Genomic DNA, 22436 nt, shown 5'->3' on the forward strand with positions numbered 1-22436 from the left:
CGCGCCGAAGGCCGCACCACCAGAGAAATCACCCGCTGCCTCAAGCGCTACATCGCCCGACAGCTCTACCGAACCATCACCACCCACCACCGCACCCCTTGACAACCCCCACTCACAGATCGGCGCGGGAGTTCGGGGGGGTCTACAGGGCTATGCGGACTGCTGCGGTGAGGACCAGTTGGGCCAGGGATGCGGGTACGAGGACCAGCCAGCAGAGGCGCTGGAGTTGGTCCTCGCGTAGCCGGGGGTAGGAAACCCGGAGCCATATGATCACGAAGGAGACCGCGAAGATCTTGAGCAGCGTCCAGAGCCAGCCCAACTGGTCGTCGGCGAACGGGCCCTGCCAACCACCCAGGAACAGCACAGTGGTCAGCGCGGCGATCACCACGATGCCGACGTACTCGGCGAGCAGGAAGAACGCGAACCGCAGACCGGTGTACTCGGTCATGTAGCCGAAGACCAGCTCCGAGTCGGCCACCGGCATGTCGAACGGTGGCCGACGGATCTCGGCCAGCCCGGCGACGAAAAAGATGATCATCGCGGGTGCCTGCCAGAGCAGCCACCACGGCTGCCACGCCTCGACGATGCCCGACAGGCTGAGCGTGCCGGCCGCCATCGCCACCGACGCGGCGGCCAGCACCAGCGGCAGCTCGTAACCGAGCAACTGGGCCGCCCCGCGCAACCCGCCCAGCAGGCTGTACTTGTTGGCCGACGCCCACGCCGACATCAGCACCGCCACCACCCCGACGCCGACCACGGCCAGCACGAAGAAGAGGCCGATGTCCAACGGTTGCCCGACCAGGTCGTTCGGACCGAGCGGAATGACCAGCAGCACCAGCAGGTAGGGCACCAGGGCCACCGCCGGCGCCAACCGGAACACCGCCCGGTCCGCCTCGCGCGGGGTGATGTCCTCCTTCTGCACGAACTTGACCCCGTCGGCCACGAGCTGCGCCCAGCCGTGGAAGCCGCCCGCGTACATCGGGCCGAGCCGACCCTGCATGTGCGCCATCACCTTGTGCTCGGCCTGGCCGACAAGCAACGGCAGGGTGAGGAACGCGACCACCACGCCGCCGATCCGGAGCACCAACTCCACCCAGAGCGGCATCAGGCCGTACCCCCGTCGTGATCGCTCCGGCCATCGCCGGGCTTGTCAGGTGCGGCCGTGCCGGGCGCGGGCTGGTCGGCCGAGCCTGCGCCGGGCGCGGGCTCGGCGGCCGGAGCCGGGCCGTCTGTGGCGTCGGCCGGTCGGGGAGTACGCGCCGGACGGGCCCCCGGGGCGGGCCGCGCCGGACGCTCACCGGCCGGCCTGGCCGGGGTGCCGCCACGCGGGCCCTCCCCCACCCCACCGGCGCCGGCCGGCGTGGGCGTGGGCCCCCACTCGCCCGGAGCGGGAACGCCCGGCGGGCGGATCGGTCGACGCCCGCCGCCGGCCTCGGACTCGCCCGGCTCCTTCGCACCCGGCCAGGGCTTCGCCACCCGGGAAGCCAACACGAACTCCTTACGCAGCGGGTGACCCTCGAACTCCGGCGGCAGCAGCAGCGGCAGCAGTTCCCCATGCCCGGCGAAGTCGATGCCGAACATCTCGTGCGTCTCCCGCTCGTGCCAGGCGGCACCGGGGTAGACGTCGACCACCGAGGCGACAGTGGGCGCACCGCGCGGCACCCGGGTACGCAGCAGTACGCCGTGGCGCAGTCGCGTCGACCAGAGGTGCGCCACCACGTCGAAGCCCTCGGCCAACTCGTCGACGGCGGAGAGCCAGTCGAAGAAGTCGCAGGCCAACTCGGCGTCGTCACGGGCGGCGGAAACCGCTGTCAGCCAACTCTCGGGCGGCACATCGACTGTGGCCCGGGCGAACCTCTGCCCGCCGGAGACCGACGGGGTCGCCTCAACCGGCGCGAGCAGCGCGACCAGCCGAGCGCCGACCTCTTCGGGAGTCATGCCGCTGATCCTAGTGCCGGCCGAGCCCGCGCCTGGCCGCCGCCGATGCCCAGCGATCTGCCGGCTTTGGGCGCGGCGCACGCCTCGGCGGGGAAAGATGGGGGCGTGCGCGCTGTGACAGTGAGACCAGGGGTCGCCAATTCGCTGAACCTCGTCGAGGATCAGCCGGAGCCGGCTGCCGAGGAGGGCTCTGTCCTGGTCGAGGCGCTGGCGGTGGGGATCTGCGGCACCGACCACGAGATCATCGCCGGGGAGTACGGCGAGGCGCCGCCGGGTGCCGACCGCCTGGTCATCGGGCACGAGTCACTGGGCCGGGTCATCGAGGACCCCAGCGGCACCCTGCAACCTGGTGACCTGGTGGCCGGGATCGTCAGGCATCCCGACCCGGTGCCCTGCCCGAACTGCGCGGTCGGCGAGTGGGACATGTGCCGCAACGGCCAGTACACCGAACACGGCATCAAGGGACTGGCCGGGTTCGCCCGCGACCGCTGGCGGGTCGAGCCGCGGTTCGCTGTCGCGCTCGACCCGACACTGGCCCAGGTGGGAGTGCTGCTGGAGCCGACAAGTGTGGTGGCGAAGGCCTGGGACCACATCGAGCGGATCGGGCACCGGGCCGAATGGCAGCCGCAGACCGTGCTGGTGACCGGGGCGGGGCCGATCGGTCTGCTGGCCGCGTTGCTCGGCACCCAGCGAGGGCTCACCGTCCACGTGCTGGACCGGAACACCGAGGGGCCGAAGCCGGAACTGGTCGCCGGGCTCGGCGCCACCTACCACACGGTGCCGGTCAACGACCTGCCCTTCGAGCCGGACGTGGTGATCGAGTGCACCGGCGCTCCCACAGTGGTCCTCGACGTCATGTGCAAGGCGGCCCCGACCGGGATCGTCTGCCTGGCCGGGGTGTCCAGCGGTGGTCGGAGCATCGACTTCGACGCCGGGGCGCTCAACCGGGCGCTGGTGCTGGAGAACAACGTGGTGTTCGGCTCGGTGAACGCCAACCGGCGACACTGGACCATGGCCGCGCAGGCGCTCGCCCGCGCCGACCAGGTCTGGCTCGAGTCGCTGATCACCCGACGGGTGCCGGCGAACCGGTACGCCGACGCGTACACCCCCGGGCCGGACGACATCAAGGTGGTGCTGGAGTTCGCGTCCTGAGCGACGCCGCGCCCGATCAGATGCCCGGCAGCCGACCGTTGCGGAACAGGTCGACGAAGAGCTGATGGTCCTGGCGGGCGCGCACCCCGTACGCGTGCGCGAAGTCCACCAGGTGGGCGACGAAACCCGGCTCGTCGGCGTCCACCGCCGCGACGATCGCCTCCTCGGTGGAGTAGTCCACCAGGTCGTGACTGGATTCGTCGTCGGCGACCGAGTGCATCCGGGCCACCGCCCGGCCGAGGTCGACGAGAACCCCGGTCAGCTCCTCCGGCTCGTTCACGTCCGACCAGTCCAGATCGGCGGCGTACGGGGAGACCTCGGCGACCAGCTGACCGGTCCCGTTCAGCTCGGTGAAGCCCAGCCACGGGTCGGCGTGCGCCTGCAACGCCCGCTGCGACTCGGCGGTCCGGTGACCCTGGTGCTGGAAGTAGCCGCGGACCGACTCGTCGGTGACGTACCGCGCCACGGCCGGCACCTGCGCCTGCTTCATGTAGATGACGACGTCGTTCTCCAGCGCCTGGGTGTGCCCCTCCAGCAGCAGGTTGTACGACGGCAGCCCGGCCGAGCCGATGCCCACCCCCTTGCGCAGCACCACGTCCTTGATCCGCGCCGCCACCGGGCGCAGCTGCGCCGAGGCGGTTGGCAGGGTGCCCAGGTAGTCCTGGAAGGCGGCGCTGACCAGGTCCCGGGTGGCGGCGTCGATCTCGAAGACACCGTCGCCGATGGAGAAGCGTCGCTCGTAGTTGTCGATGGTGGTCTGCGCGGCGAGCAGGTCCACGCGGGTGTTGAGCCGGGCCCGTTGGAGCACCCGGCGCAGCACCCCGTCGGCGTTGTCCAGGGTGATCGAACCGATCGCGTCGTCGCCACCGGCGGCGATGGCCCGCAGCTCGGTCAGGTACGACCGGGCGAACCCGGCCACCAGCTCCCCGATCGCCGTGTCGGAGAGTGCCTTGCCGTAGCCGAGCAGCGCCACGCTGGCCGCGAGCCGGCGCAGGTCCCAGGTGAACGGCCCGACGTACGCCTCGTCGAAGTCGTTGACGTTGAACACGAGCTGCCCGGAGGCGTTCATGTAGGTGCCGAAGTTCTCCGCGTGCAGGTCACCGTGGATCCACACCCGGCTGGTCTGCTCGTCGGAGAACCGGTCGTCGGCGAAGTCGCCGAGCTGGTCGGCGTAGAACAGCGCGGCGCTGCCCCGGTAGAAGGCGAACGGCGACGCCGCCATCTTGCGGAACTTGCGGCGGAAGGCGGCCGGGTCGATCGCCATCGACGCGCCGAACTCCTCGGTGAGCACGTCGACGATGTGGGTGGACCGCTGGTCCGCTGAGCTGGTCATAGTGCGCAGGCTAGTGCGGCGGGTCCACAACAGGGTGGCGAGCGCGCCGTCGTGGGTGGTGACTCACGCCGTCAGCCGGCGGTGGGTGGGCGTACCGGTGGAGCGGTGAGCGAGTCGACCGAGCGTGGCGGGGCGGCCTCACGCGGCGGGGCGTCCAGCGGTGCGGCCAGCACGTCCCGTTGCGGCACACCCCCGATGCCGGACTGTTCGGCGGCGATCTTCTCCTGCAGGCGCAGGATGCCGTGCAGCAGCGCCTCCGGCCGGGGCGGGCAGCCGGGCACGTACACGTCGACCGGGATGAGCTGGTCGACGCCCTTGGTCACCGAGTACGAATCCCAGTAGGGGCCGCCACAGTTGGAGCAGGCGCCGAACGAGATGACGTACTTCGGCTCGGGCATCTGGTCGTACAGCCGCTTGATCGCCGGGGCCATCTTGTCGGTCACCGTGCCGGAGACCACCATCAGGTCGGCCTGGCGGGGGCCGTGGGCGAACGGGATCACGCCGAGTCGGATGAAGTCGTGCCGACCCATGCTGGTGGCGATGAACTCGATGGCGCAGCAGGCCAGACCGAAGTTGAACACCCAGAGCGAGTAGCGACGGCCCCAGTTCAGCACGAACCGGATCGGCTCGCCGAGCACTGCCGGTAGCTGCACGACCGCCCCCTCTCCTCACCGACAGTGAATCACAGACGGCGTCCGCGCGGTCCGGCGGTGATCGGCCCGAGGGGCCCACCAACTGTCCCGGAGCCGACAAGGATCGGCAGCGATCGACGCGCAACCTACTGGCGCGCTCGCTTGTGTGACCGGTGCTGGCGAACACACCGCCCGCAGCCGCCACGGGGAGGACGAGTGCTTGTGACACGAGATGTGCGGGTGGGCGGACGCCCGCCGGACCTGCCGGGAGGCGCAACCTCCAAACCGGCGGAGCTGGTCTTCGACGACTTCTACCACGCCCACTTCCGGGGGTTGGTGGTGCAGTTGACCGCGTACACGGGTGACCGTGGGCAGGCGCAGGAACTGGTTCAGGAGGCGTTCTGTCGGGCGTACGCCCGCTGGGACCAGCTCGTCGGTTACGAGGACCCTCTGGCCTGGGTCCGTAGGGTCGCCTGGAACCTGGGCCACAACCGCTGGCGACGGCTGCGTACCGCCCAGCTGTGGCTGCTGCGGCAACGGGAGACACACGTCGCCGAGCCGAACCCGGACCGGGTCGCTGTCGACGCCGCCCTGGCGAAGCTGCCGCCGAAGCAGCGGCGGGCCGTCGTGCTGCATTACCTCGCCGACCTGACGGTCGCCGAGATCGCCGCCCAGGAACAGGTCGCCGAAGGGACTGTCAAGTCCTGGCTGCACCGGGGCCGGGCCGCTCTCGCCACACTTCTACGCGACACCAACGAGGAGGTGCGGGATGTCTGAGCAGGAGATTCTTGACCTCGCCGAAGAGTTCGCCCGCTACCGTCGCACCGCGCTGCCGGAGGTCGAGGCACCGGGACCTGCCGCTGTTCGGCGGACGGTACGAGGCCGCAGCCGACGACGGCTGGCTGCCACTGCCACGACGGCGCTCGCCCTGTTCGGCGGGTCGGCCGTCGGATACGCGGCGATGAGCGGCACTGAGCACCGGCCGGGTCCGGTCGAGCCGACGCCGAGCGTGTCGGTGTCGCCGACGCCACCGTCGACTCCAACCCCCAGCCCCGCCGGGACCAGTGCCAGCCCGACCATCCCCGTGCCGGACGGCCGGTTCAGCCGGGCACAGTTGCTGGGGGTGCCGGTGACCCTGCCGGCATGGCGGGCCGGACGAGGCTGCCCGACGTCGCAAACCCGGCTCACCGCCGACGCCCGGGAGGGCGCGAACTGGCTCCTGGCGCTCGACCACGGCGACATCGACGGGGACGGCGCGGTGGAGACGGTGGCCCTCGTGCAGTGCGTACTCGGCACCCGCGGGCCGATGCAGGTGGTCGCCTTCGACCGCGACAAGGAAGGAAAGGTGACGACAGTCGGCCGGGTGGTCGCGACCACCATCGACAAGCCGCAGTGGCTGTTCGCGCTGGATGTCGTGGGCGACGGCACGGTCCGCGTGCAGGTCGGTGACATCGCTCCCGGGGGCGGTTGGCCCGCCGAGTGGTCACAGCGGCAGTGGCGGGGCTACCGCTGGAAGGGCGACGCCTTCGCGCAGGTCTCCGGTCCGACGACCTTCGGCACCAACAAGCACGATGTCAACCTGGTCGTCACCTCAACTGATCTGACGCTGACCACGGCAACGGACGGCTCCCGGACCGGCACGATGACCGTACGCATCCGCAACGGAGCCACGGGTCCGGCCGCCCATGTGGCGCTGCGGCTCGGCCTGCCGGCGGCGATCCGCCCGGACGGCGGCGGCTGGGCGGCCTGCCGCAACGACCCGGGAACGACCAGAGAGCCGGTCACCTGTGACCTGAACCGGCTCGAAGGGGGCAAGGAACTCCGGCTCACGCTGGGCTTCCGGGTGGCGGCGGGTGCCACAGTCGGATCCGGAAAGGCCGAGGTGGACGCCCGGCCGATGGACTCAGCCTTCGACTTCGTCGAGGAGGTCTACGGCACCGACAACACTGTCGTGATCACGTACCGCTGACCGGTCGGGTCCCCGTCGCCCGACGGGGACCCGACCCGCGGTCGGATCCCGCCTCGCCACTCAGTCCCCCACACGACAGTCGAACCACGGCGTCGGGCTGCAACCCCGAGGCCCGTTCGAGACTTCTAACGGGGTACGGCACGCCGAGCAGGAGCGCCGACAACGGGGAGCACGGGAACGACCCCGATCAGCGAGTGGTACGACCGCCTCGGGTACGGGCCCGACGGTGAACGGGGAGGGGCAGTGACAGTGATGACGGGAGCCCGTGCCAACGAGCCACCGGGGGCGATTGCCGCGATGGCCGGGGAGCGCACCACGACGGTGAGCTTCGACGACTTCTACCACGCGCACTTTCGCAACGTGACCAGCCAACTGGGCGCCTACGTGGGCGACCTCTCACAGGCTCAGGACCTCGCGCAGGAGGCGTTCTGCCGGGCCCTGGCCCGGTGGGACCGGCTGGCCCGGTACGACGACCCGGTCGCCTGGGTCCGGCAGGTCGCCTGGAACCTCGCCCGGAGCCGTTGGCGGCGGCTCCGAACCGCGCGCAACCACCTGCTCCGGCAGCGGCGGGCCGAGGCCACGATGGCCGGGCCGACGCCCGATCGGGTGGCGATCGACGCCGCGCTGGCCCGACTGCCCGCCAACCACCGGCGGGCCGTCATCCTGCACTACCTCGCCGACCTGCCGGTCAGTGAGATAGCGAGTCAGGAGGGGGTGGCCGAGGGCACTGTCAAGTCCTGGTTGCACCGCGGCCGGACAGCGCTGGCGGGGCTGCTCGACGAGAGCATCGAGGGGATGGGCAATGTCTGACATCGACCCGCGGCTACGGGAGCGGTTCGCTGCGTACCGTGCCGAGACGATCTCCCAGATCGCCGGTCCGGGACCCGACCAGGCCCGGCGTACCCTTCGTCGGCGTCGGCAGGCGAGGGCTGCGGCGGTGGCCGTGACGGCGATTGTCCTGGCGGTCGCACCGATCGTCGCCAACGCCGCCCTGCGGAACGACGGATCGGTTCCGACGCCGGCGCAGACCGGCGAGCCGACCACACCACCGCCGAGCGCTCCCGCACCGACGCCGTCGACCCCGTTGACGCCCAGCACCACCACGACCACGAGTCCGGCCGCGCCGGACGGCCGGATCAGCCGGGCCCAGTTGCTGGCCGCCCGCGTCGACCTGCCGGCCTGGCCCTCGTACGCGTCGCACTGCGCCACCTCGGACGTTCGGCTGCGGCCTTCGGGACGCGACACAGGTGTGTCGACACTGGCGGACCTGGACCTGGGCTACACCGACCTGGACGGCGATGGCGCGACCGAGACGGTCGCCCTGGTCACCTGCCGGCTCGGCGAGGCCTCGGCGAAACAACTCGTCGCGTTCGACCGCGACCGGCACGGTCGCATCGTGACCATGGCTCGGGTCGTCGGCACCATGGAGGGGCTCGACGACATCACGGACGCCGCCGTCACCGAGGACGGGAAGGTGCGGGCTCAGGTGGCCGACATCCAGCCCTGCTGCTCGACGCCGAGTTACTGGGCGCAGAACCAGTGGCGGACGTACCGCTGGCACGACGGCCGGTTCACCCAGAGCGACGGGCCGAGGTCCTTCGGCAAGGACCCTCGGCTGACCGACCTGGTGCTGACCGGCGGCAACCTCGTACTCGGGCCGGCCGGTGCCGACGGGAAACGTCCGGGCACCCTGAGCCTGAGCCTGACCAACACGGGGCCGGTGGACGTGGCACACGTCGGCTTCGCCGAAATTGGCCAGATCGGGGCGATGAGCACTGCCGACTCGTCGATCTGCGTGCCGTGGCGGGGAGGCGACGACTCGGGGACGACCTGCCGCACAGCCGGCCTGCGGGCCGGGGAGCGCCGGGCGTACACGTTCCATCTGCTGGTCGATCCCACGGCGTTGAGACAGCCCAGCGTCCGGGTGGTGCACTACGACGACCAGGACCGGCGCTGGCAGGACCTGACCTTCAAGAACAACTTCGTGGAGGTGCGGGTGGCTCCCTGATCCGGCCGATCGGGCCCGGCTGGCACCGACGGCCGGGCCCGTTGCCGCGCGGTCAGCTGGGCGCCCAGCTGGGGCGTTGCAGCAGGCTGACGAATTCCACGAGCAACCGCTCGCGCAGCGCCGATGGCGCGGCGTCGAGCAGGGTGTTCACCAGCGCCATCCGCTCCGGCAGTGGTCCCGCGTCCGAACCCACTTCGCCGCCCAGGCCCAGCCCGGCGGCCAGGCCGACGATCAGGTCCGGGGTCAGCGCCTCGGGGGTCAGCGCGCCGACCAGGGCTGCCAACTCGGCGGGCAGCCGCACCGGGCCGGCGGCCCTGGCTGCGGCCACCGCGTCGGTCAGGTCCGGCCCGAACTCGGCGACCCGGGGCGCGACCGCGGCGGTCACCGTGAGGTGCACGCTGGCGGGCAGACCGGCGTACGAGAGCTGGGGTTGGGTGTGCCAGCCCCGCGCGGTCAGCTCGTCGACCAGGACGAACAGGTCGGGCCCGCCCTCGGTGGCGGTGAAGCAGACGACTGTCGACTCCGGCTCGGCCATCAGCCGCAAGCCGTCGACGGCGCGGACCGCATCGGCCAGCCCGGTTACCGCGTCCCGGGTGATGGCGGCCAGCCGCAGGTAACCCTCGTCGCCGAGGTGCCGCACTGTGGCGTAAGCGGCGGCGATCGGACCGCCCGAGCGGGTGGACGCGATCACCGGATTGATCATGGTGTAGCCGGGCCAGTCCGCGTACGCGAAGTACTGCGGGGCGCGCAGCGTGGCGTCGCGGTGCAGCAGCACGGACACCCCCTTCGGGGCGTACGCGTACTTGTGCAGGTCGACCGAGATGGAGGTGACCCCGGGCACCGCGAAGTCGAACGGCGGCACCGGCTCCCCGAGCCGGCGCAGGTACGGCAGGGTCCAGCCGCCGAAGCAGGCGTCGACGTGGCAGCGCACCCCGGCCTCGGCCGCGGCGGCCGCGATCTGCGTGACCGGGTCCACCACCCCGTGCGCGTAGGACGGCGCGGAGCAGGCGACCAGGACCGTCTCCGGACGGATCGCGGCGGCCATCGCGGCCGGGTCGGGACGCAGCGTCTCCGGGGAGACTGGCACGACGTCCAGCGCCACCCGCAGGTAGTGCGCCGCCTTGGCGAATGCCGCGTGCGCGCTCGACGGCACCACGATCCGAGGCGCGGTGATCTCCGGGTGGGCGTCCCGAGCGGTCTTGACGGCGAGGATCAGTGACTCGGTGCCGCCGCTGGTGACGCTGCCGACGACGTCCGGGGCGGTGGTCCCGGGGCCGGCGCCCAGCACCCGGCCGGCGGCGCCGACCAGCGCGTTCTCCATGGCCAGCAGGGACGGGAACGCGGTCGGGTCCAACCCGTTGACGTGCGCGCTCTCCCGGTGGGCGGCGGCGGCCAGCTCGTCCAGCCCGGGCACCGCCGGGTCGTAGACGTACGCGAACAGCCGTCCCCCGTGGGTGGGCGCGTCACTGGCCCGCAGCTTCCGCACCTCCTCCAGAACCCGTTCCGCCGGAACCCCGGTGGCGGAAAGCGCCCCAGCCTCAACCCTGTTCTCGTCGATCATGGAGTTACGGTGCCCTTCTCGTGACGGTCAACGGCTTTCGTCCCCCACCACAACTCCATGATCGACCAGGTCGCTGTGGGCGGTGAGGGTGTACTGGCGGAGCAGGAGGATCGGAGCGGCGATCAGCAGGGCCGGGATCAGCGTGAAACCGAGGAGGACACCCAGTCTCGCCGTGTCGGACTGGGCGGCCGCCGAGCCGGTGTCGGAGGACACGTAGCCGGAGAGCTGGAGCACCAGCCCGTAGATACCGGGGCCGAGCGCCAGGCCGAAGGTCTCCCCGGCCGTCCACAGCCCGGTGAAGACGCCCGCCTGCCGTCGACCGGTGCGCGCCGTCTCGTGCGCGATGCAGTCCGGCAACATGGCCAGCGCGAAGACCTGCTGCCCGGCATACCCCACGCCGATCAGCGCGACCACGAGATAGACGGCCACCGCCGGCAACGCCGGTGCGGCGACCAGGGCGAACGCACCGACGGCGAGGATCAGCGAGGCGACGACCAGCGCGGTGCGCTTGCCCAGCCGGGCACCGATCCGGCTCCAGATGGGCATCACCAGCAGCGCCGGCCCGACGAAGCAGACGAAGAGCAGGGTCGGCCCGCTCTCCTCGTCGCGCAGGATCTGCCCGGCGAAGTAGTTGACCCCGGCCAGGATCGTCGCCACCCCGGCGGACTGCACCACGAAGCAGATCAGCAGTGCCCGGAACGGACGGTTGGCGCCGGCCACGGCGAGCTGGGCGCGCAGCGTCGGCTCGCTCTCGCCCACCGTGCCGGTCGGCGCGGACCGGGTGCCCAGGAACGCGCCGAGGGCGCCGAGGGCGATCAGCACCGCCACGAACAGGCCCATCCAGCGGTGCCCGGCCACGCCGTCACCACCGGCGCTCACCACCAGCGGCGCGACCGCGCCGGAGACCAGGATGGCCAGCGCCAGCACCGCGATCCGCCAGGTCATCAACCGGGTGCGCTCGGCGTAGTCGCCGGTCAGCTCCGCCGGCATCGCCACGTACGGCACCTGGAAGAAGGCGAACGCGGTGGCGGTGGCGAGGAACGCGAACGCCACGTACGCCACGGCCGCCGGACCGTTACCGAAGGGCGCGGCGAAGATCGACGCGAACAGCACGGCGAGCGCGAGACCGGCCACGAGCAGGTACGGCCGGCGGGCGCCCCACCGCGACCGGGTGCGGTCGGAGATCCGCCCGGCGACCGGGTTGACCAGCACGTCCCAGGCCTTGGGCAGCAACACCAGCAGGGCGGCCAGTCCGGCGGCCACGCCCAGGGTGTCGGTCAGGTACGGCAGCAGCAGCAGGCCGGGCACGGTGCCGAACGCTCCGGTCGCCAGGGAACCGAGCGCGTAGCCGGCGTGCACCGATCGGGGCAGCGAGCCGGTGGCTGACGAGCCGGCGCCCGGCGGCGTTTTCATGGGCCCGAATGTTACTCACGTTAGGGCGGCGGTCACATCCCCTCATCAGGCGACCAGCCTGCCGCCGCGATGTCCACACCCTCGCCGCGCAGCGGCACACCCTCGGCCCGCAGTCGGGCCCGCGCCTCCCGTTCGTGCCCCGGCGGCAGTCGACCACTCGCGGTCACCACCCGATGCCAGGGCACCGAGCCTCCGTGCCGGGCCATGATGTTGCCGACCAACCGGGCCGAGGCACGGCCCGAGCGCTCGGACAGCGCGTCGGCCACCCCGCCGTACGACATGACCCGGCCCTCCGGAATCCGCTCGACCAGGTCGAGCACCGCCTCGACGTACTCGTCTGGAGTCACAATCCGCCACCATATGGGAACGCCGCCGGGCGGTGCGGCCGTGACCACGCAGAATGGTCGGGTGCGCGACGCAGTCACGACGGCCCGGCGGGTCGTCGTCAAGATCGGATCCTCCTCGTTGACCACCGCCACCGGCGGGTTGGCCGACGAGCGCGTCGACACGCTGGTCGACACCCTCGGTCGGCTCACCGCCGAAGGGCGCGAGGTGGTGCTGGTCTCCTCCGGCGCCATCGCCGCCGGGCTCGCCCCGCTCGGGCTGTCCCGACGCCCGCGCGACCTGGCCACCCAGCAGGCCGCCGCCAGCGTCGGGCAGGGGCTGCTGATCGGCCGGTACGCGGCCAGCTTCGCCCGGCACGGCCGCACCGTCGGGCAGGTGCTGCTCACCGTCGACGACGTGACCCGGCGAGCGCACTACCGCAACGCGTACCGGACGCTGCGCAAGCTGCTCGACCTGCGGGCGGTGCCGATCGTCAACGAGAACGACACGGTGGCCACCCAGGAGATCCGGTTCGGCGACAACGATCGGCTGGCCGCCCTGGTGGCCGCGCTGGTGCACGCCGACCTGCTGGTGCTCCTCTCCGACGTGGACGCGCTCTGGACCGGTGACCCCACCAACCCGCGCTCGACCAGGATCGCCGAGGTGCGCGACGACGCGGACCTCTCCGGCATCACCATCGGCGGGGCCGGCCGGTCCGGCGTCGGCACCGGTGGCATGGTGACCAAGGTCGAGGCCGCGCGGATCGCCACCGGCTTCGGCATCCCGGTGGTGCTCACCGCCGCCGACCTGGCCACGCCGGCACTGGCCGGCGAACCGGTCGGCACGCTCTTCCACCCGCAGCGGCGACGGCCGACGGCCCGGCTGTTCTGGCTGGCCCACGCCACCTCACCCCGGGGGCGGCTGCACCTCGACCCGGGCGCGGTCGCCGCCGTCGTCGGGCGGCGCAAGTCGCTGCTCCCGGCCGGCATCACCGCCGTGGACGGCACGTTCACGGCGGGCGACCCGGTGGACCTGGTGGACACCGCCGGCGCATCGGTCGCCCGCGGGCTGGTCAACTACGACGCGGTGGAGCTACCGGGGCTGCTCGGCCGCTCCACGTCCGAACTCGCCGCGGCGCTCGGCCCGGCGTACGAACGAGAGGTCGTCCACCGCGACGACCTGGTGCTGCTGTGACCCGAGGACCTTCCCACCCCATCTGAGGAGCGTTGGCATGAGCGAGCGTCAGCGAGCGAATCATCGATTCAGGGCTGTGGTGCCTCAGGTCGACACGGAGCGAAGCGGAGTGCTGGCATGAGCGTGGTTGAGCAGGCGCGACGGGCGAGGGACGCCGCCGCTGAGTTGGCAGTGGCCACGCGTACGGTCAAGGACGTCGCGCTGGTGGCGATGGCCGACGCGCTGGTGGCGCGTACCCCGGAGATCCTGACCGCGAACGAGACGGACCTGGCGGCTGGCCGTGAGGCCGGGCTGAGCGCGGCCGTGCTGGACCGGCTCGCGCTCGACGGGGGTCGGGTGGCCGGCATCGCCGACGCGCTGCGTGAGATGGCCGCGTTGCCCGACCCGGTCGGCGAGGTGGTCCGCGGGTCCACCCTGCCCAACGGCTTGGAGCTGCGCCAGATCCGGGTGCCGTTCGGGGTGGTCGGCATCATCTACGAGGCGCGGCCCAACGTGACGGTGGACGCCGCCGGGATCTGCCTCAAGTCCGGCAACGCGGCGCTGCTGCGCGGGTCGTCGTCGGCCGCACACTCGAACGCCGCGCTGGTCGCGGTGCTGCGCGACGCGGTCGCCGGGGCCGGTCTGCCCGCCGACGCGGTGCAGTTGCTCGACGCCAGCTCCCGTGACTCGGTCAAGGAGCTGATGCGCGCCCGAGGTCTCGTCGACGTGCTCATTCCGCGCGGTGGCGCATCGCTGATCCGCACCGTGGTCGAGGAGTCGACAGTGCCGGTGATCGAGACCGGGGTGGGCAACTGCCACGTCTACGTCGACGCCGCCGCCGACCTGGCGAAGGCCGTCGCGGTGACGCTGAACGCCAAGACGCAACGCCTGTCCACCTGCAACACCGCCGAGTCGCTGCTGGTGCACGCGGGCATCGCCGACGCGTTCCTGCCGCCGGTGCTGGCCGCGTTCGCCGAGGCGGGGGTGACAGTGCACGGCTCACCCGAGGTGGCCGCCCACTCCGCCGCCGTGGTCCCGGCGACCGAGGAGGACTACGCGACCGAGTACCTGTCCGCCGACATCTCGGTGGCGGTGGTGGACTCACTGGACGCGGCGGTCGCGCACATCCGCCGCTTCGGCACCGGGCACACCGAGGCGATCATCACCGACTCGGCCAGCGCGGCCCGCGACTTCGTGGCGAGGGTGGACGCGGCGGCGGTGATGGTGAACGCTTCGACCCGGTTCACCGACGGGGGCGAGTTCGGCTTCGGTGCGGAGATCGGCATTTCCACCCAGAAGCTGCACGCTCGCGGTCCGATGGGCCTGCCCGAGCTGACCAGCACCAAGTACGTCGTCACCGGCGACGGACACGTGCGCTAGCGACGGGGCGGCTCAGCCGGGCGGGGTGGGCCGGGCCGCCCGGATCGCGGCCAGCGTGGCGTGCACGTCGAACTGGTGGCCGTCGTCGCTCTCCCAGCCGCCGTCGCTGCGCTGGGTCTCGGTCAGCCGGCGCAGCGCCCGCACCATGATCCAGTCCTGGGGGTCGACGCCGGCGCGGCGCAACGTGGCCGCAAGCCACGCCACGTCCCCGGGGGTCATCTTCGGCATCCGCTCGGCGAGCGCCACCTGGATCCGGGCGGACTCCTGGAACATCTCCTGCCGGTGCAGCACGGCCGCGCTCAGCCAGCCGGCGGCGAGGTACGACGGCCAGCTACCGTCCGGACGCAGCCGCGCGGCGAGCGAGTGGGCCGCCGCCTGCACCACCCCGGCGTACGCCCCACCGACCCGATGGTCGAGCGGACCCGAGGCCCGGGCGTCCAGGCCAGCGACGGTGAGCCAGAAACCGGCGTTGGCCGACACGAGGAACCCGGCCTCCGGGTCGCCGGGACGGGCCCACTCCGGTGCCGAGTCGGCCAGCGACGCGTCCTCTTCCCAACCGCCGTCGGCCTGTTGCCGGGACGCCAGCCAGTCCAGGGCGCGGCGGGCGGCGGGACGGCCGAGCGCGCCCAGGTCGTCCAGCTCGACGAGCCGGAAGCAGGTGGCGTCGATCGAGGCGACCTCGCCGGCCCAGGTGGCCGGCCAGCCGCCGTCCGGTGACTGGCCGACCTCGGCCGTCTCCAGCAACTCGGCGGGCACGGCCGTGCCGTTGCGGAGCCAGGAGAGGCGGGCGCGTTCCACCGCATCCCCATGCGCCACGACGAACCCGATCGCGGCTTCCAAGTCGACCACGGCGGAGACGCTACCTGCGCAGACGCGATGCCGCCTCGGAGAATCGGCCAGCTCGGAATGGCTGCGTCGCTCTGGCCGGACGGCCGCTCGGCGTCATCTGCGTCGATTTGCCGGGGCAGCCGCGTGGGCCACCCCGGCGCGGCGGCGTGGCCGCGCCAGGGCCGCCCCGGCTCGACCGGTCAGTACGCGGGCAGCGACGGGTCGATCTGCTTGATCCAGGAGAGCACGCCGCCCTGCACGTGCACGGCATCCTTGAATCCGGCCGCCTTGAGCGCGGCGAGCGCCTCCGCCGAGCGGACGCCGGACTTGCAGTGCAGCACGATCTGCCGGTCCTGTGGCAGCTTCGCGAGGGCCTCACCGGAGATGATGTCGCCCTTGGGGATCAGGGTGGCACCGGGGATCTGGACGATCTCGTACTCGGCCGGCTCGCGTACGTCGACGAGGAAGATGTCCTTGCCGGCGTCCTGCCACTCCTTGAGCTCCAGGGCGGTGATGGTCGAGTCGAGCGTCGCCTCCTGGGCCTCCTCGGAGACCGCGCCGCAGAAGTCCTCGTAGTCTTCCAGCAGGTCGGTGACCGTCGGGTTGTCGCCGCAGAGCGCGCAGTTCGGGTCCTTACGGACCTTGATCTTGCGGTATTCCATCTCCAGGGCGTCGTAGACCATCAGACGGCCGACCAGCGGCTCACCGATGCCGGTGAGCAGCTTGATCGCCTCGTTCACCTGGATCGAACCGATCGACGCGCAGAGCACGCCGAGCACGCCACCCTCGGCGCAGGAGGGGACCATGCCGGGCGGCGGCGGCTCCGGGTAGAGGCACCGGTAGCAGGGGCCGTGCTCGGCCCAGAACACCGACGCCTGACCGTCGAAGCGGTAGATCGACCCCCAGACGTACGGCTTACCCAGCAGCACCGCCGCGTCGTTGACCATGTAGCGGGTGGCGAAGTTGTCGGTGCCGTCGACGATCAGGTCGTACTGGGCGAAGATCTCGCGGACGTTCTCCCGGTCCAGCGCGGTGTTGTGGATCTCCACGTTGACCAGGGGGTTGATCTCGCGGATCGACGCGGCGGCGGACTCGGCCTTGGACCGGCCGATGTCGGACACGCCGTGGATGATCTGGCGCTGGAGGTTCGACTCGTCGACGGTGTCGAAGTCGATGATGCCGAGCGTGCCGACCCCGGCCGCGGCGAGGTACATCAGGGCGGGCGACCCGAGGCCACCGGCGCCGACACAGAGCACCCGGGCGTTCTTCAGCCGCTTCTGGCCGGTCACCCCGACGTCCGGAATGATCAGGTGACGTGAGTAGCGGCGGATCTCGTCTACGGTCAGCTCGGCGGCGGGCTCGACGAGCGGGGGCAACGACACGGTGGACTCCCCGGGATCGGCGGTGTGAACCGCGCCATTGTTGCTCGCGGGAAGCCCTCTCGGCCATGAGGGACGACACGTGGTCCGGTATGCGGGAGCGGGAATAACCGACGACCCGGCAGATCAGGGGACGATGTCCCCCGCGTAACGACGACCGTCGAGGTACGGCCAGGCGTTGGCGACGCAGCCGTGCAGCCCGTACGTCTGCTGCTGCATCACCGGGGCGGGCTCCCCCGGGCCGGGGCACGCCTCGTGCTCCTCGCCGAACTCATGGCCCACCTCGTGGTTGATGACGTAGGTCCGGTAGGTGTCCAGCGAGGCGCCGTAGTCGGGGACCGCCTCCATCCAGCGGGCCAGGTTGATGATGACCTGGCCGGGCAGGCGACAGGAGGTGTAGCGCTCGGTGGTCAGCCCGCCCTCGGCGCACATCCGCTCGGACGTGACAGGGGTGGCCAGGTAGATGGTGAAGTCGGCGGCCCCGGCGTCGGCCACCCGTTGCACCCGCAGCTCATCGGACGCGATCCAACTGCGCGGGTCGGCCAGCACCTCGTCCACACTGGCGGCGAACACGTCCGCGTCCTGGCCGGCGCCTCGTTCGACGACGACCCGGTATCGGTGCAGCGGCCCGTCCGTGCCGTGCACGGGTGTCTCGCCGTCGGCCGCCGTGAAGCGCCCCGCTCCGACCGACGGATAGCCGGTGGACGCCGGGTGCGCGGCCACCCCACCTCCGTGGCCCATTCCGCCCTGCGTGGTGGCCGGAGGCTCGACCGACGACTCGCCGCCCCGGCTCACCGTCACCCCGATGGCGGCCGCGAGCACGAGCAGGCCGAGGAGCATGCTGCGACGACGACGCCGGTGCATCCGGACGAACGCGGGACGCACACCCCGCAACGCCGACCGGTGCTCGGGCGGCCGGGGCGGGCCGTAAGGGGACGACGGCGTCATACGATCGAGCCTGCCAGATTATTCGGGCATTTCTCCGATTTTATCGCTATTGCCGCAAGACGCCTGATGGAGGGGCCAACAGTCGGCGTGTCGGGCCGAGCAACTCACAGGGCGGGACCGGCGTATCGACGCCCGTTCAGATACGGCCACGGGTTGACCCGACAGCCGTTGAGGAAGAGCGTCTGCTGCATCATCACCGGCGCCGGCCGGCCCGCGCCGGGGCAGCGCTCGTGCCGATGCCCGAGCTGGTGACCCACCTCGTGGTTGACCACGTACGTCCGGTAGACCGTCAACGGCACGCCGGCCGAGACGAAGTGCGGCACTGACAACCGCCACCGATCCAGGTTGATGATCACCTGGCCGGGCGCCCGACAGGACGTGTACGGGCGACCGCCGATCCGGATGTCCACCCCACCCGTCGCGCACATCCGACCCGCGGTGCGGGCGGTGGCCAGGTAGACGGTGAAGTCCCGAGGCGCGGCCCCCGGCACCTGCTGTAGCCGCAACCTGCCGCTGTCGACCCAACTGCCCGGCCCGGCGAGCGCCGCCTCAACCGCCAGGGCGAACTCGGCGACGTCCTCGGCACTGCCCGACTCCACAGCGACCCGGTAACGCCGCAGCTCACCCGCCCGACCCAGCACCGGGCCGGAGCGGGCGTCATAGCCGAACCCGCCCGTGCCGGCGCTCGGAACCACGCCGGGCACCCGCAACACCGGGGGCGGGCTGGACGGAACCGCGTCAGAGGGCGACGGGTCGGGCGGCAGCGGCCCGGCCACCAGCGGCGGCGGGCCGATCTCCTCGGCGGCCAACCGGTCAGCGCCGGGATGCCCACCCGGCCCCTCGGCGATCACTGTCACCGCCGCGCCGACGGCCACCACCACCGCCACCAGTTGGGCGAACAGCGCGAAACGTCGCCGACGGCGAGCAGGATGGCGGGCTGAGCTGGGCATCCAGGTCAGCCTGCCAGATCAGACCGCCCCGCGGTGTCCTCCGTTTCGGCGAGCAGACCGACCACCGCGCGGGCAACCAGCCGGGGAACCTCCAACTGCGCCACATGGCCGACGCCGCCGAGCATCATCAATCGGCTGTCCGCAATGACCCGGGCGGTCTGCGGCGCGACCCGCACGTCGACCAGACGGTCCTGAAGACCGCCCACCACCAGGGTCGGTGCGCGTACCGCCTCGGCGAGGCGCCACAGCGACCCCGGCCCCGGCAGGTACGCCCGCAGGAAGCTGGAGACCAGCCCACGGAACGTCCGGACGTACGCGGCGGCGTAGTGCTCGGCCTCGTACCGCACCCGGATCTCCTCCAACGCCTCGGCCCGGCGCTGATCGCAGATCCGGCTGAGGTCGGCGACGCACGCCTCCAGCACCTGCTGGGCCATCACCTCGGGAGCCATCTGGGTGAGGTGCCGGGCGACCAGCCGCTCACCTCGGGGGATGGCGAGCACCGGCAGCATCCGCCCCTGCAACGAGCGCCGGAAATCCAGGAACGGCAGCGCCGGGGAGATCAGGGTGAGGGTGCGGACCAGCTCCGGCCGGAGCCCGGCGACCTGGACCGCGACCGCGCCACCCAGCGAGTTGCCGAACAGGTGCACAGGCCCTCGACCGGTTTGCTCGATCCAGCGGACGACCAGATCCGCGAAGGCCGGAATCGTGTAGCTCGGGCCCGGCTCGCTACGGCCGAAGCCGGGCAGGTCGATGGCCTGACCGTCCAGCCGGTCGGCGAGCAGCCCGGCCAGGTCGGTCCAGTTCTGCGACGACCCGCCCAACCCGTGCACGTACAGCGCCGGCTCCGCGCCGGCGGCGGTGGCCGGAGTGTCCCGGACGTACGTGACCCGTCCGTCGAGGCGGACTTCCCGGCCCGGCCACGGCGGCGGAACGCGGTCGTCGGGGAGTAGGTGGTCCGGCCAGAGGGTGGCGCGTCTCATTGCTCCAGTCTGCCTCGGACCACTCAGGACAGCAGCGCCTCCAGCCGACGGTTGACCGCCGCCAGCGTCGCCCGGACCACCGCCTGACGGGGATCACCCGCGACCAGGGCCGACCCGGCGAGCTGCTCGACCCAGCCCTCACAGACCAGCAGCGCCACCACGGTGGCCACCTCGCAATTGCCGAACGGCACCACCGCAGCGTGTTCGACGAAACAGCGCCCCCGCTCGGCGTTCTCGGCACCGCGCAGCAACTCGTCCACCGCGGCAGCCGCCGCCACCGCGCAGAGCCGCAACACGTAGCCGTCCACCGCCGGCCCGGTGGCGTACCCGGAGGCGCTGTCGCCCCCGGCCAGCAGCCGGACCTCCACGTTCGCGTCCAGACCGAAGGTGCTGACCTGCACGTGGTCGATCACCACTCGGGGCCCCGGCGTACCGCCGGTCTCCAGCGGCCGGGACGGCGCCGACTCCGTCGTGGTCACCTGACCACCGGAGTACGACGTGCCCAGCGTCGCCGGGCTACCGGTCGCGGCGCCGGTCGGCGCGGACGAGACCGACCCGGGTTCCTCCACGGTGGCGCGCCCCCGGTGCGGAGCGTTCGACCGGCGGCGGCGGGTCGAGTCGGTGCCGGTCCGCTGCTCCGGGCCGGCCGGCGGGGACTCGACCCGACCGCCGGACGGGCGGGCGACCGTCGGCGACTCGGCCGACCGAATCTCGCCGGGATCGCGCGAAGCCGCGTTTCGAGTCTCCGGGGTACGCCGCTCGGCGGGTTCGGCCGCGCGACGGCGGACCGGTGGCGGTGGCGTGCTGGGCAGGCCGGGCACGTTCTGCGGGGCCGCGGCCAACCCCATCCGCTCCTGGAGCAGCCGGGCCACCTGCCGGCTCACCTCGGCCGGGTCGGCGCCGTCGGCCAGGTCCAGTCGCAGACTGTGCGCCCCCGCCGGCGTGCGGCGCAGGGCCGCGTCGCGGACACCGGCCACCTCCCGGACGGCGTCCAGGATGGCGTTGACGTCGAACCCCTCGGGGCGCTCACGCAGTGGGGCTGGCTCGTCGTCCCGGCGCAGGTGGGTGGCGATGCGGGCGAGTTCCGGGGTTTCGGCGGGTGGCTCCACGGCTGGCGGCTCCGGCACGACGGGCACGTCCGGTTCTGCGGGGACGCGCTGCGGCAGCACCACCGCGCTCGCAGCCGACTGCCGGCCGTCGTCGGCCGGCGACGTCGGGTCCGGAGCGGATCGGCGCGCCGCGTAGGCGGAGGCGGACGCCGGTGCGGGCTGATCGCGGCGGCCGGAACCCTTGGCGGCGGTGGGCGGGACCGCTGCGGTGGCGGACGGGGTGGCGTCAGTCGATGGCGAGCCGTTTACCGGCGCGGCCGATGGGGGCGGCTCGACGGGTGACGGACCGGGCTCGGGTGTCGCCGGCCGGAGCCGGAACGGTGCGGTCGGTCGGACGTCGGGCCGGGACCGGCCGGGCGTCTCGCCTCCGTCGCCCCCACCGGCGCCGGCCGATCGGCTGGCCGGCCACGACGGGCGCTCGACCGGGGTGGCCGGGAGCCGACCCTCGGACCAGTCCGGCCGCTCGGCCCGGGAACTGCTCGCCGTCGGCGAACCGCCGGTCCAGGACGACCGCTCCGCGACCAGCGACGGGCCTGCCGGAGCCGGTGGCGCGTCGGTCAGCGTGGGAGGCGGCCCGGCCGGCGCCGGAGGCGGTCCGACGGGTGCCGGGGGTATCGCCTCGGCCGGTGCGGACGGGTCGGTCGATGCCGGGCTGGAGGCCCAGGAGGGTCGCGTCGGCGGGGAGCTGGCCGGTGCCGGATCGGCACCGCCGGCCCAGGACGGCCGCGTCGACGCCGCGCCGGTCGCGGGCGGTTCGGATCCGCCGGCCCAGGACGGTCGTACCGGTGGCACGCTGGTCGCCGCCTCGGACCCGCCGGCCCAGGACGGCCGCGCCGGCGGCACGCTGGTCGGCGTCGGATCGGACCCCCCAGCCCAGGAGGGCCGCGCCGGCGACGCGCTGGTGGGGTCGGGGTCGGCCCCGCCCGCCCAGGACGGGCGGTCGGCGCGAGGTCCGCCGGTCGCCCCGGGCCCCGCCCAGGACGGACGATCGGCAGGCGGACCACTGGTCGGCGACGCACCCCCCGCCCAGGACGGACCGTCAGCCGGTGGCGCGCTGGTCGGTTCGGCGGGGCGTTCCGGGGTGGGCTCGGATTCGACCCGGACGGGTTCGTACGCCCGAGGCGGATCGGCGCGCACCGGCTCGTACGGACGGGGCACCTCGGCGCGCACCGGCTCGTACGGCTGGTGGGGTTCGCCGACCCAGTCCGGCGCCGACTCGTCCCGTGCTGCCGGGCCAGCCGGCTCGTCGTCCTGGCGGGACCAGGGCGGGGCCCACCCGCCACCCCAGCTCGGGCGGTTCCAGCTCGGCCCCGACCAGTCGGGCTCGATGGCCGACGACTCCCCGGCCCGGTGCGTTTC

At 72.6% G+C, this 22436-nt stretch carries 19 protein-coding genes and 1 pseudogene; 7 read left to right on the top strand and 13 right to left on the bottom strand.

Annotated features, from left to right (window positions below):
* Positions 1-142: 142 nt before the first annotated feature.
* Positions 143-1105, bottom strand: coding sequence for a complex I subunit 1 family protein (locus KBX08_RS29090; protein ID WP_030329816.1), 963 nt, complete (start codon positions 1103-1105; stop codon positions 143-145).
* A gap of 236 nt (positions 1106-1341) precedes the next feature.
* Positions 1342-1938, bottom strand: a pseudogene (locus tag KBX08_RS29095) (NADH-quinone oxidoreductase subunit C); the annotation flags it as partial.
* 105 nt (positions 1939-2043) lie between these two features.
* On the opposite strand from KBX08_RS29095, the gene KBX08_RS29100 reads away from it, so the two are divergent.
* The gene (locus tag KBX08_RS29100; RefSeq protein WP_210786539.1) at positions 2044-3090 is read left to right on the top strand and encodes a glucose 1-dehydrogenase; all 1047 of its coding nucleotides are present in this window, start codon (positions 2044-2046) and stop codon (positions 3088-3090) included.
* Positions 3091-3106: 16 nt separating this feature from the next.
* Here KBX08_RS29100 and KBX08_RS29105 read toward each other — a convergent pair whose 3' ends face one another.
* Together KBX08_RS29105 and KBX08_RS29110 are read right to left on the bottom strand one after the other, a co-directional pair.
* Positions 3107-4423 carry a DUF2252 domain-containing protein gene (locus KBX08_RS29105; protein WP_210786541.1) on the bottom strand — a complete coding sequence of 439 codons (1317 nt, stop codon included), beginning with the start codon at positions 4421-4423 and terminating at the stop codon, positions 3107-3109.
* 71 nt (positions 4424-4494) lie between these two features.
* On the bottom strand, positions 4495-5076 hold the full coding sequence (locus KBX08_RS29110) for an NADH-quinone oxidoreductase subunit B (RefSeq protein ID WP_210786543.1): 582 nt from the start codon (positions 5074-5076) through the stop codon (positions 4495-4497).
* Between the two features lie 219 nt (positions 5077-5295).
* Between KBX08_RS29110 and KBX08_RS29115 the strand changes: the two genes are divergently transcribed.
* From KBX08_RS29115 to KBX08_RS29130, 4 genes are all read left to right on the top strand, one after another.
* Positions 5296-5832: an RNA polymerase sigma factor gene (locus tag KBX08_RS29115; protein WP_238689181.1), complete on the top strand. Its 537-nt coding sequence runs from the start codon at positions 5296-5298 to the stop codon at positions 5830-5832.
* A complete protein-coding gene (locus tag KBX08_RS29120; protein WP_210786547.1) occupies positions 5825-7024 on the top strand; it encodes a hypothetical protein in 1200 nt (399 codons plus the stop codon). Before KBX08_RS29115 ends, KBX08_RS29120 begins: the two co-directional genes overlap by 8 nt.
* Positions 7025-7267: 243 nt before the next feature.
* On the top strand, positions 7268-7834 hold the full coding sequence (locus tag KBX08_RS29125; RefSeq protein ID WP_374101973.1) for a SigE family RNA polymerase sigma factor: 567 nt from the start codon (positions 7268-7270) through the stop codon (positions 7832-7834).
* Entirely contained in the window at positions 7827-9032 is a 1206-nt protein-coding gene (locus tag KBX08_RS29130) for a hypothetical protein (RefSeq protein WP_210786549.1), read from the top strand. Before KBX08_RS29125 ends, KBX08_RS29130 begins: the two co-directional genes overlap by 8 nt.
* 52 nt (positions 9033-9084) lie before the next feature.
* Here KBX08_RS29130 and KBX08_RS29135 read toward each other — a convergent pair whose 3' ends face one another.
* Genes KBX08_RS29135 through KBX08_RS29145 form a run of 3 tightly spaced genes read right to left on the bottom strand, consistent with a single transcriptional unit; the run spans position 9085 to position 12353 of the window.
* Positions 9085-10593 carry an aminotransferase class V-fold PLP-dependent enzyme gene (locus KBX08_RS29135; protein WP_210786551.1) on the bottom strand — a complete coding sequence of 503 codons (1509 nt, stop codon included), beginning with the start codon at positions 10591-10593 and terminating at the stop codon, positions 9085-9087.
* 27 nt (positions 10594-10620) lie between these two features.
* Positions 10621-12006 (bottom strand): MFS transporter, encoded by a 1386-nt coding sequence (locus KBX08_RS29140; protein ID WP_210786553.1) that lies wholly within the window; start codon positions 12004-12006, stop codon positions 10621-10623.
* 32 nt (positions 12007-12038) lie between these two features.
* Positions 12039-12353, bottom strand: coding sequence for an MGMT family protein (locus tag KBX08_RS29145; protein ID WP_196919863.1), 315 nt, complete (start codon positions 12351-12353; stop codon positions 12039-12041).
* 13 nt (positions 12354-12366) lie between these two features.
* Here KBX08_RS29145 and proB point away from each other — a divergent pair, with 13 nt between their 5' ends.
* Both proB and KBX08_RS29155 read left to right on the top strand, forming a co-directional pair.
* A complete protein-coding gene (gene proB, locus KBX08_RS29150) occupies positions 12367-13524 on the top strand; it encodes a glutamate 5-kinase (protein WP_210786555.1) in 1158 nt (385 codons plus the stop codon).
* 117 nt (positions 13525-13641) lie between these two features.
* Positions 13642-14883, top strand: coding sequence for a glutamate-5-semialdehyde dehydrogenase (locus KBX08_RS29155; RefSeq protein WP_210786558.1), 1242 nt, complete (start codon positions 13642-13644; stop codon positions 14881-14883).
* 12 nt (positions 14884-14895) lie between these two features.
* Here KBX08_RS29155 and KBX08_RS29160 read toward each other — a convergent pair whose 3' ends face one another.
* From KBX08_RS29160 to KBX08_RS29185, 6 genes are all read right to left on the bottom strand, one after another.
* Positions 14896-15732 (bottom strand): terpene cyclase/mutase family protein, encoded by an 837-nt coding sequence (locus KBX08_RS29160; protein ID WP_307850680.1) that lies wholly within the window; start codon positions 15730-15732, stop codon positions 14896-14898.
* Positions 15733-15911: 179 nt separating this feature from the next.
* Positions 15912-17093: an adenylyltransferase/sulfurtransferase MoeZ gene (moeZ, locus tag KBX08_RS29165; RefSeq protein WP_196919866.1), complete on the bottom strand. Its 1182-nt coding sequence runs from the start codon at positions 17091-17093 to the stop codon at positions 15912-15914.
* A gap of 123 nt (positions 17094-17216) precedes the next feature.
* Positions 17217-18038 (bottom strand): DUF3152 domain-containing protein, encoded by an 822-nt coding sequence (locus KBX08_RS29170; protein WP_210786560.1) that lies wholly within the window; start codon positions 18036-18038, stop codon positions 17217-17219.
* A 104-nt stretch (positions 18039-18142) separates the two neighbouring features.
* Positions 18143-18988 (bottom strand): DUF3152 domain-containing protein, encoded by an 846-nt coding sequence (locus tag KBX08_RS29175; protein ID WP_210786562.1) that lies wholly within the window; start codon positions 18986-18988, stop codon positions 18143-18145.
* A gap of 5 nt (positions 18989-18993) precedes the next feature.
* A complete protein-coding gene (locus tag KBX08_RS29180; protein ID WP_210786564.1) occupies positions 18994-19968 on the bottom strand; it encodes an alpha/beta fold hydrolase in 975 nt (324 codons plus the stop codon).
* A 23-nt stretch (positions 19969-19991) separates the two neighbouring features.
* A complete protein-coding gene (locus KBX08_RS29185) occupies positions 19992-21869 on the bottom strand; it encodes a hypothetical protein (protein WP_374101974.1) in 1878 nt (625 codons plus the stop codon).
* Positions 21870-22436: the final 567 nt, after the last annotated feature.

The sequence above is a fragment of the Micromonospora sp. H61 genome (genome assembly GCF_018070325.1).
GTDB classification, from domain to species: Bacteria; Actinomycetota; Actinomycetes; order Mycobacteriales; family Micromonosporaceae; genus Micromonospora; species Micromonospora salmantinae.

What these genes read in the sequence shown, in the direction of transcription:
- KBX08_RS29155 (WP_210786558.1), top strand. Translation starts at nt 13,642, where the DNA reads ATGAGCGTGGTTGAGCAGGCGCGACGGGCGAGGGACGCCGCCGCTGAG.
- KBX08_RS29180 (WP_210786564.1), bottom strand. Translation starts at nt 19,968, where the DNA reads ATGAGACGCGCCACCCTCTGGCCGGACCACCTACTCCCCGACGACCGC.
- KBX08_RS29130 (WP_210786549.1), top strand. Translation starts at nt 7,827, where the DNA reads ATGTCTGACATCGACCCGCGGCTACGGGAGCGGTTCGCTGCGTACCGT.
- KBX08_RS29120 (WP_210786547.1), top strand. Translation starts at nt 5,825, where the DNA reads ATGTCTGAGCAGGAGATTCTTGACCTCGCCGAAGAGTTCGCCCGCTAC.
- KBX08_RS29105 (WP_210786541.1), bottom strand. Translation starts at nt 4,423, where the DNA reads ATGACCAGCTCAGCGGACCAGCGGTCCACCCACATCGTCGACGTGCTC.
- proB (WP_210786555.1), top strand. Translation starts at nt 12,367, where the DNA reads ATGGGAACGCCGCCGGGCGGTGCGGCCGTGACCACGCAGAATGGTCGG.
- KBX08_RS29135 (WP_210786551.1), bottom strand. Translation starts at nt 10,593, where the DNA reads ATGATCGACGAGAACAGGGTTGAGGCTGGGGCGCTTTCCGCCACCGGG.
- KBX08_RS29175 (WP_210786562.1), bottom strand. Translation starts at nt 18,988, where the DNA reads ATGCCCAGCTCAGCCCGCCATCCTGCTCGCCGTCGGCGACGTTTCGCG.
- KBX08_RS29170 (WP_210786560.1), bottom strand. Translation starts at nt 18,038, where the DNA reads ATGACGCCGTCGTCCCCTTACGGCCCGCCCCGGCCGCCCGAGCACCGG.
- KBX08_RS29090 (WP_030329816.1), bottom strand. Translation starts at nt 1,105, where the DNA reads ATGCCGCTCTGGGTGGAGTTGGTGCTCCGGATCGGCGGCGTGGTGGTC.
- KBX08_RS29140 (WP_210786553.1), bottom strand. Translation starts at nt 12,006, where the DNA reads ATGAAAACGCCGCCGGGCGCCGGCTCGTCAGCCACCGGCTCGCTGCCC.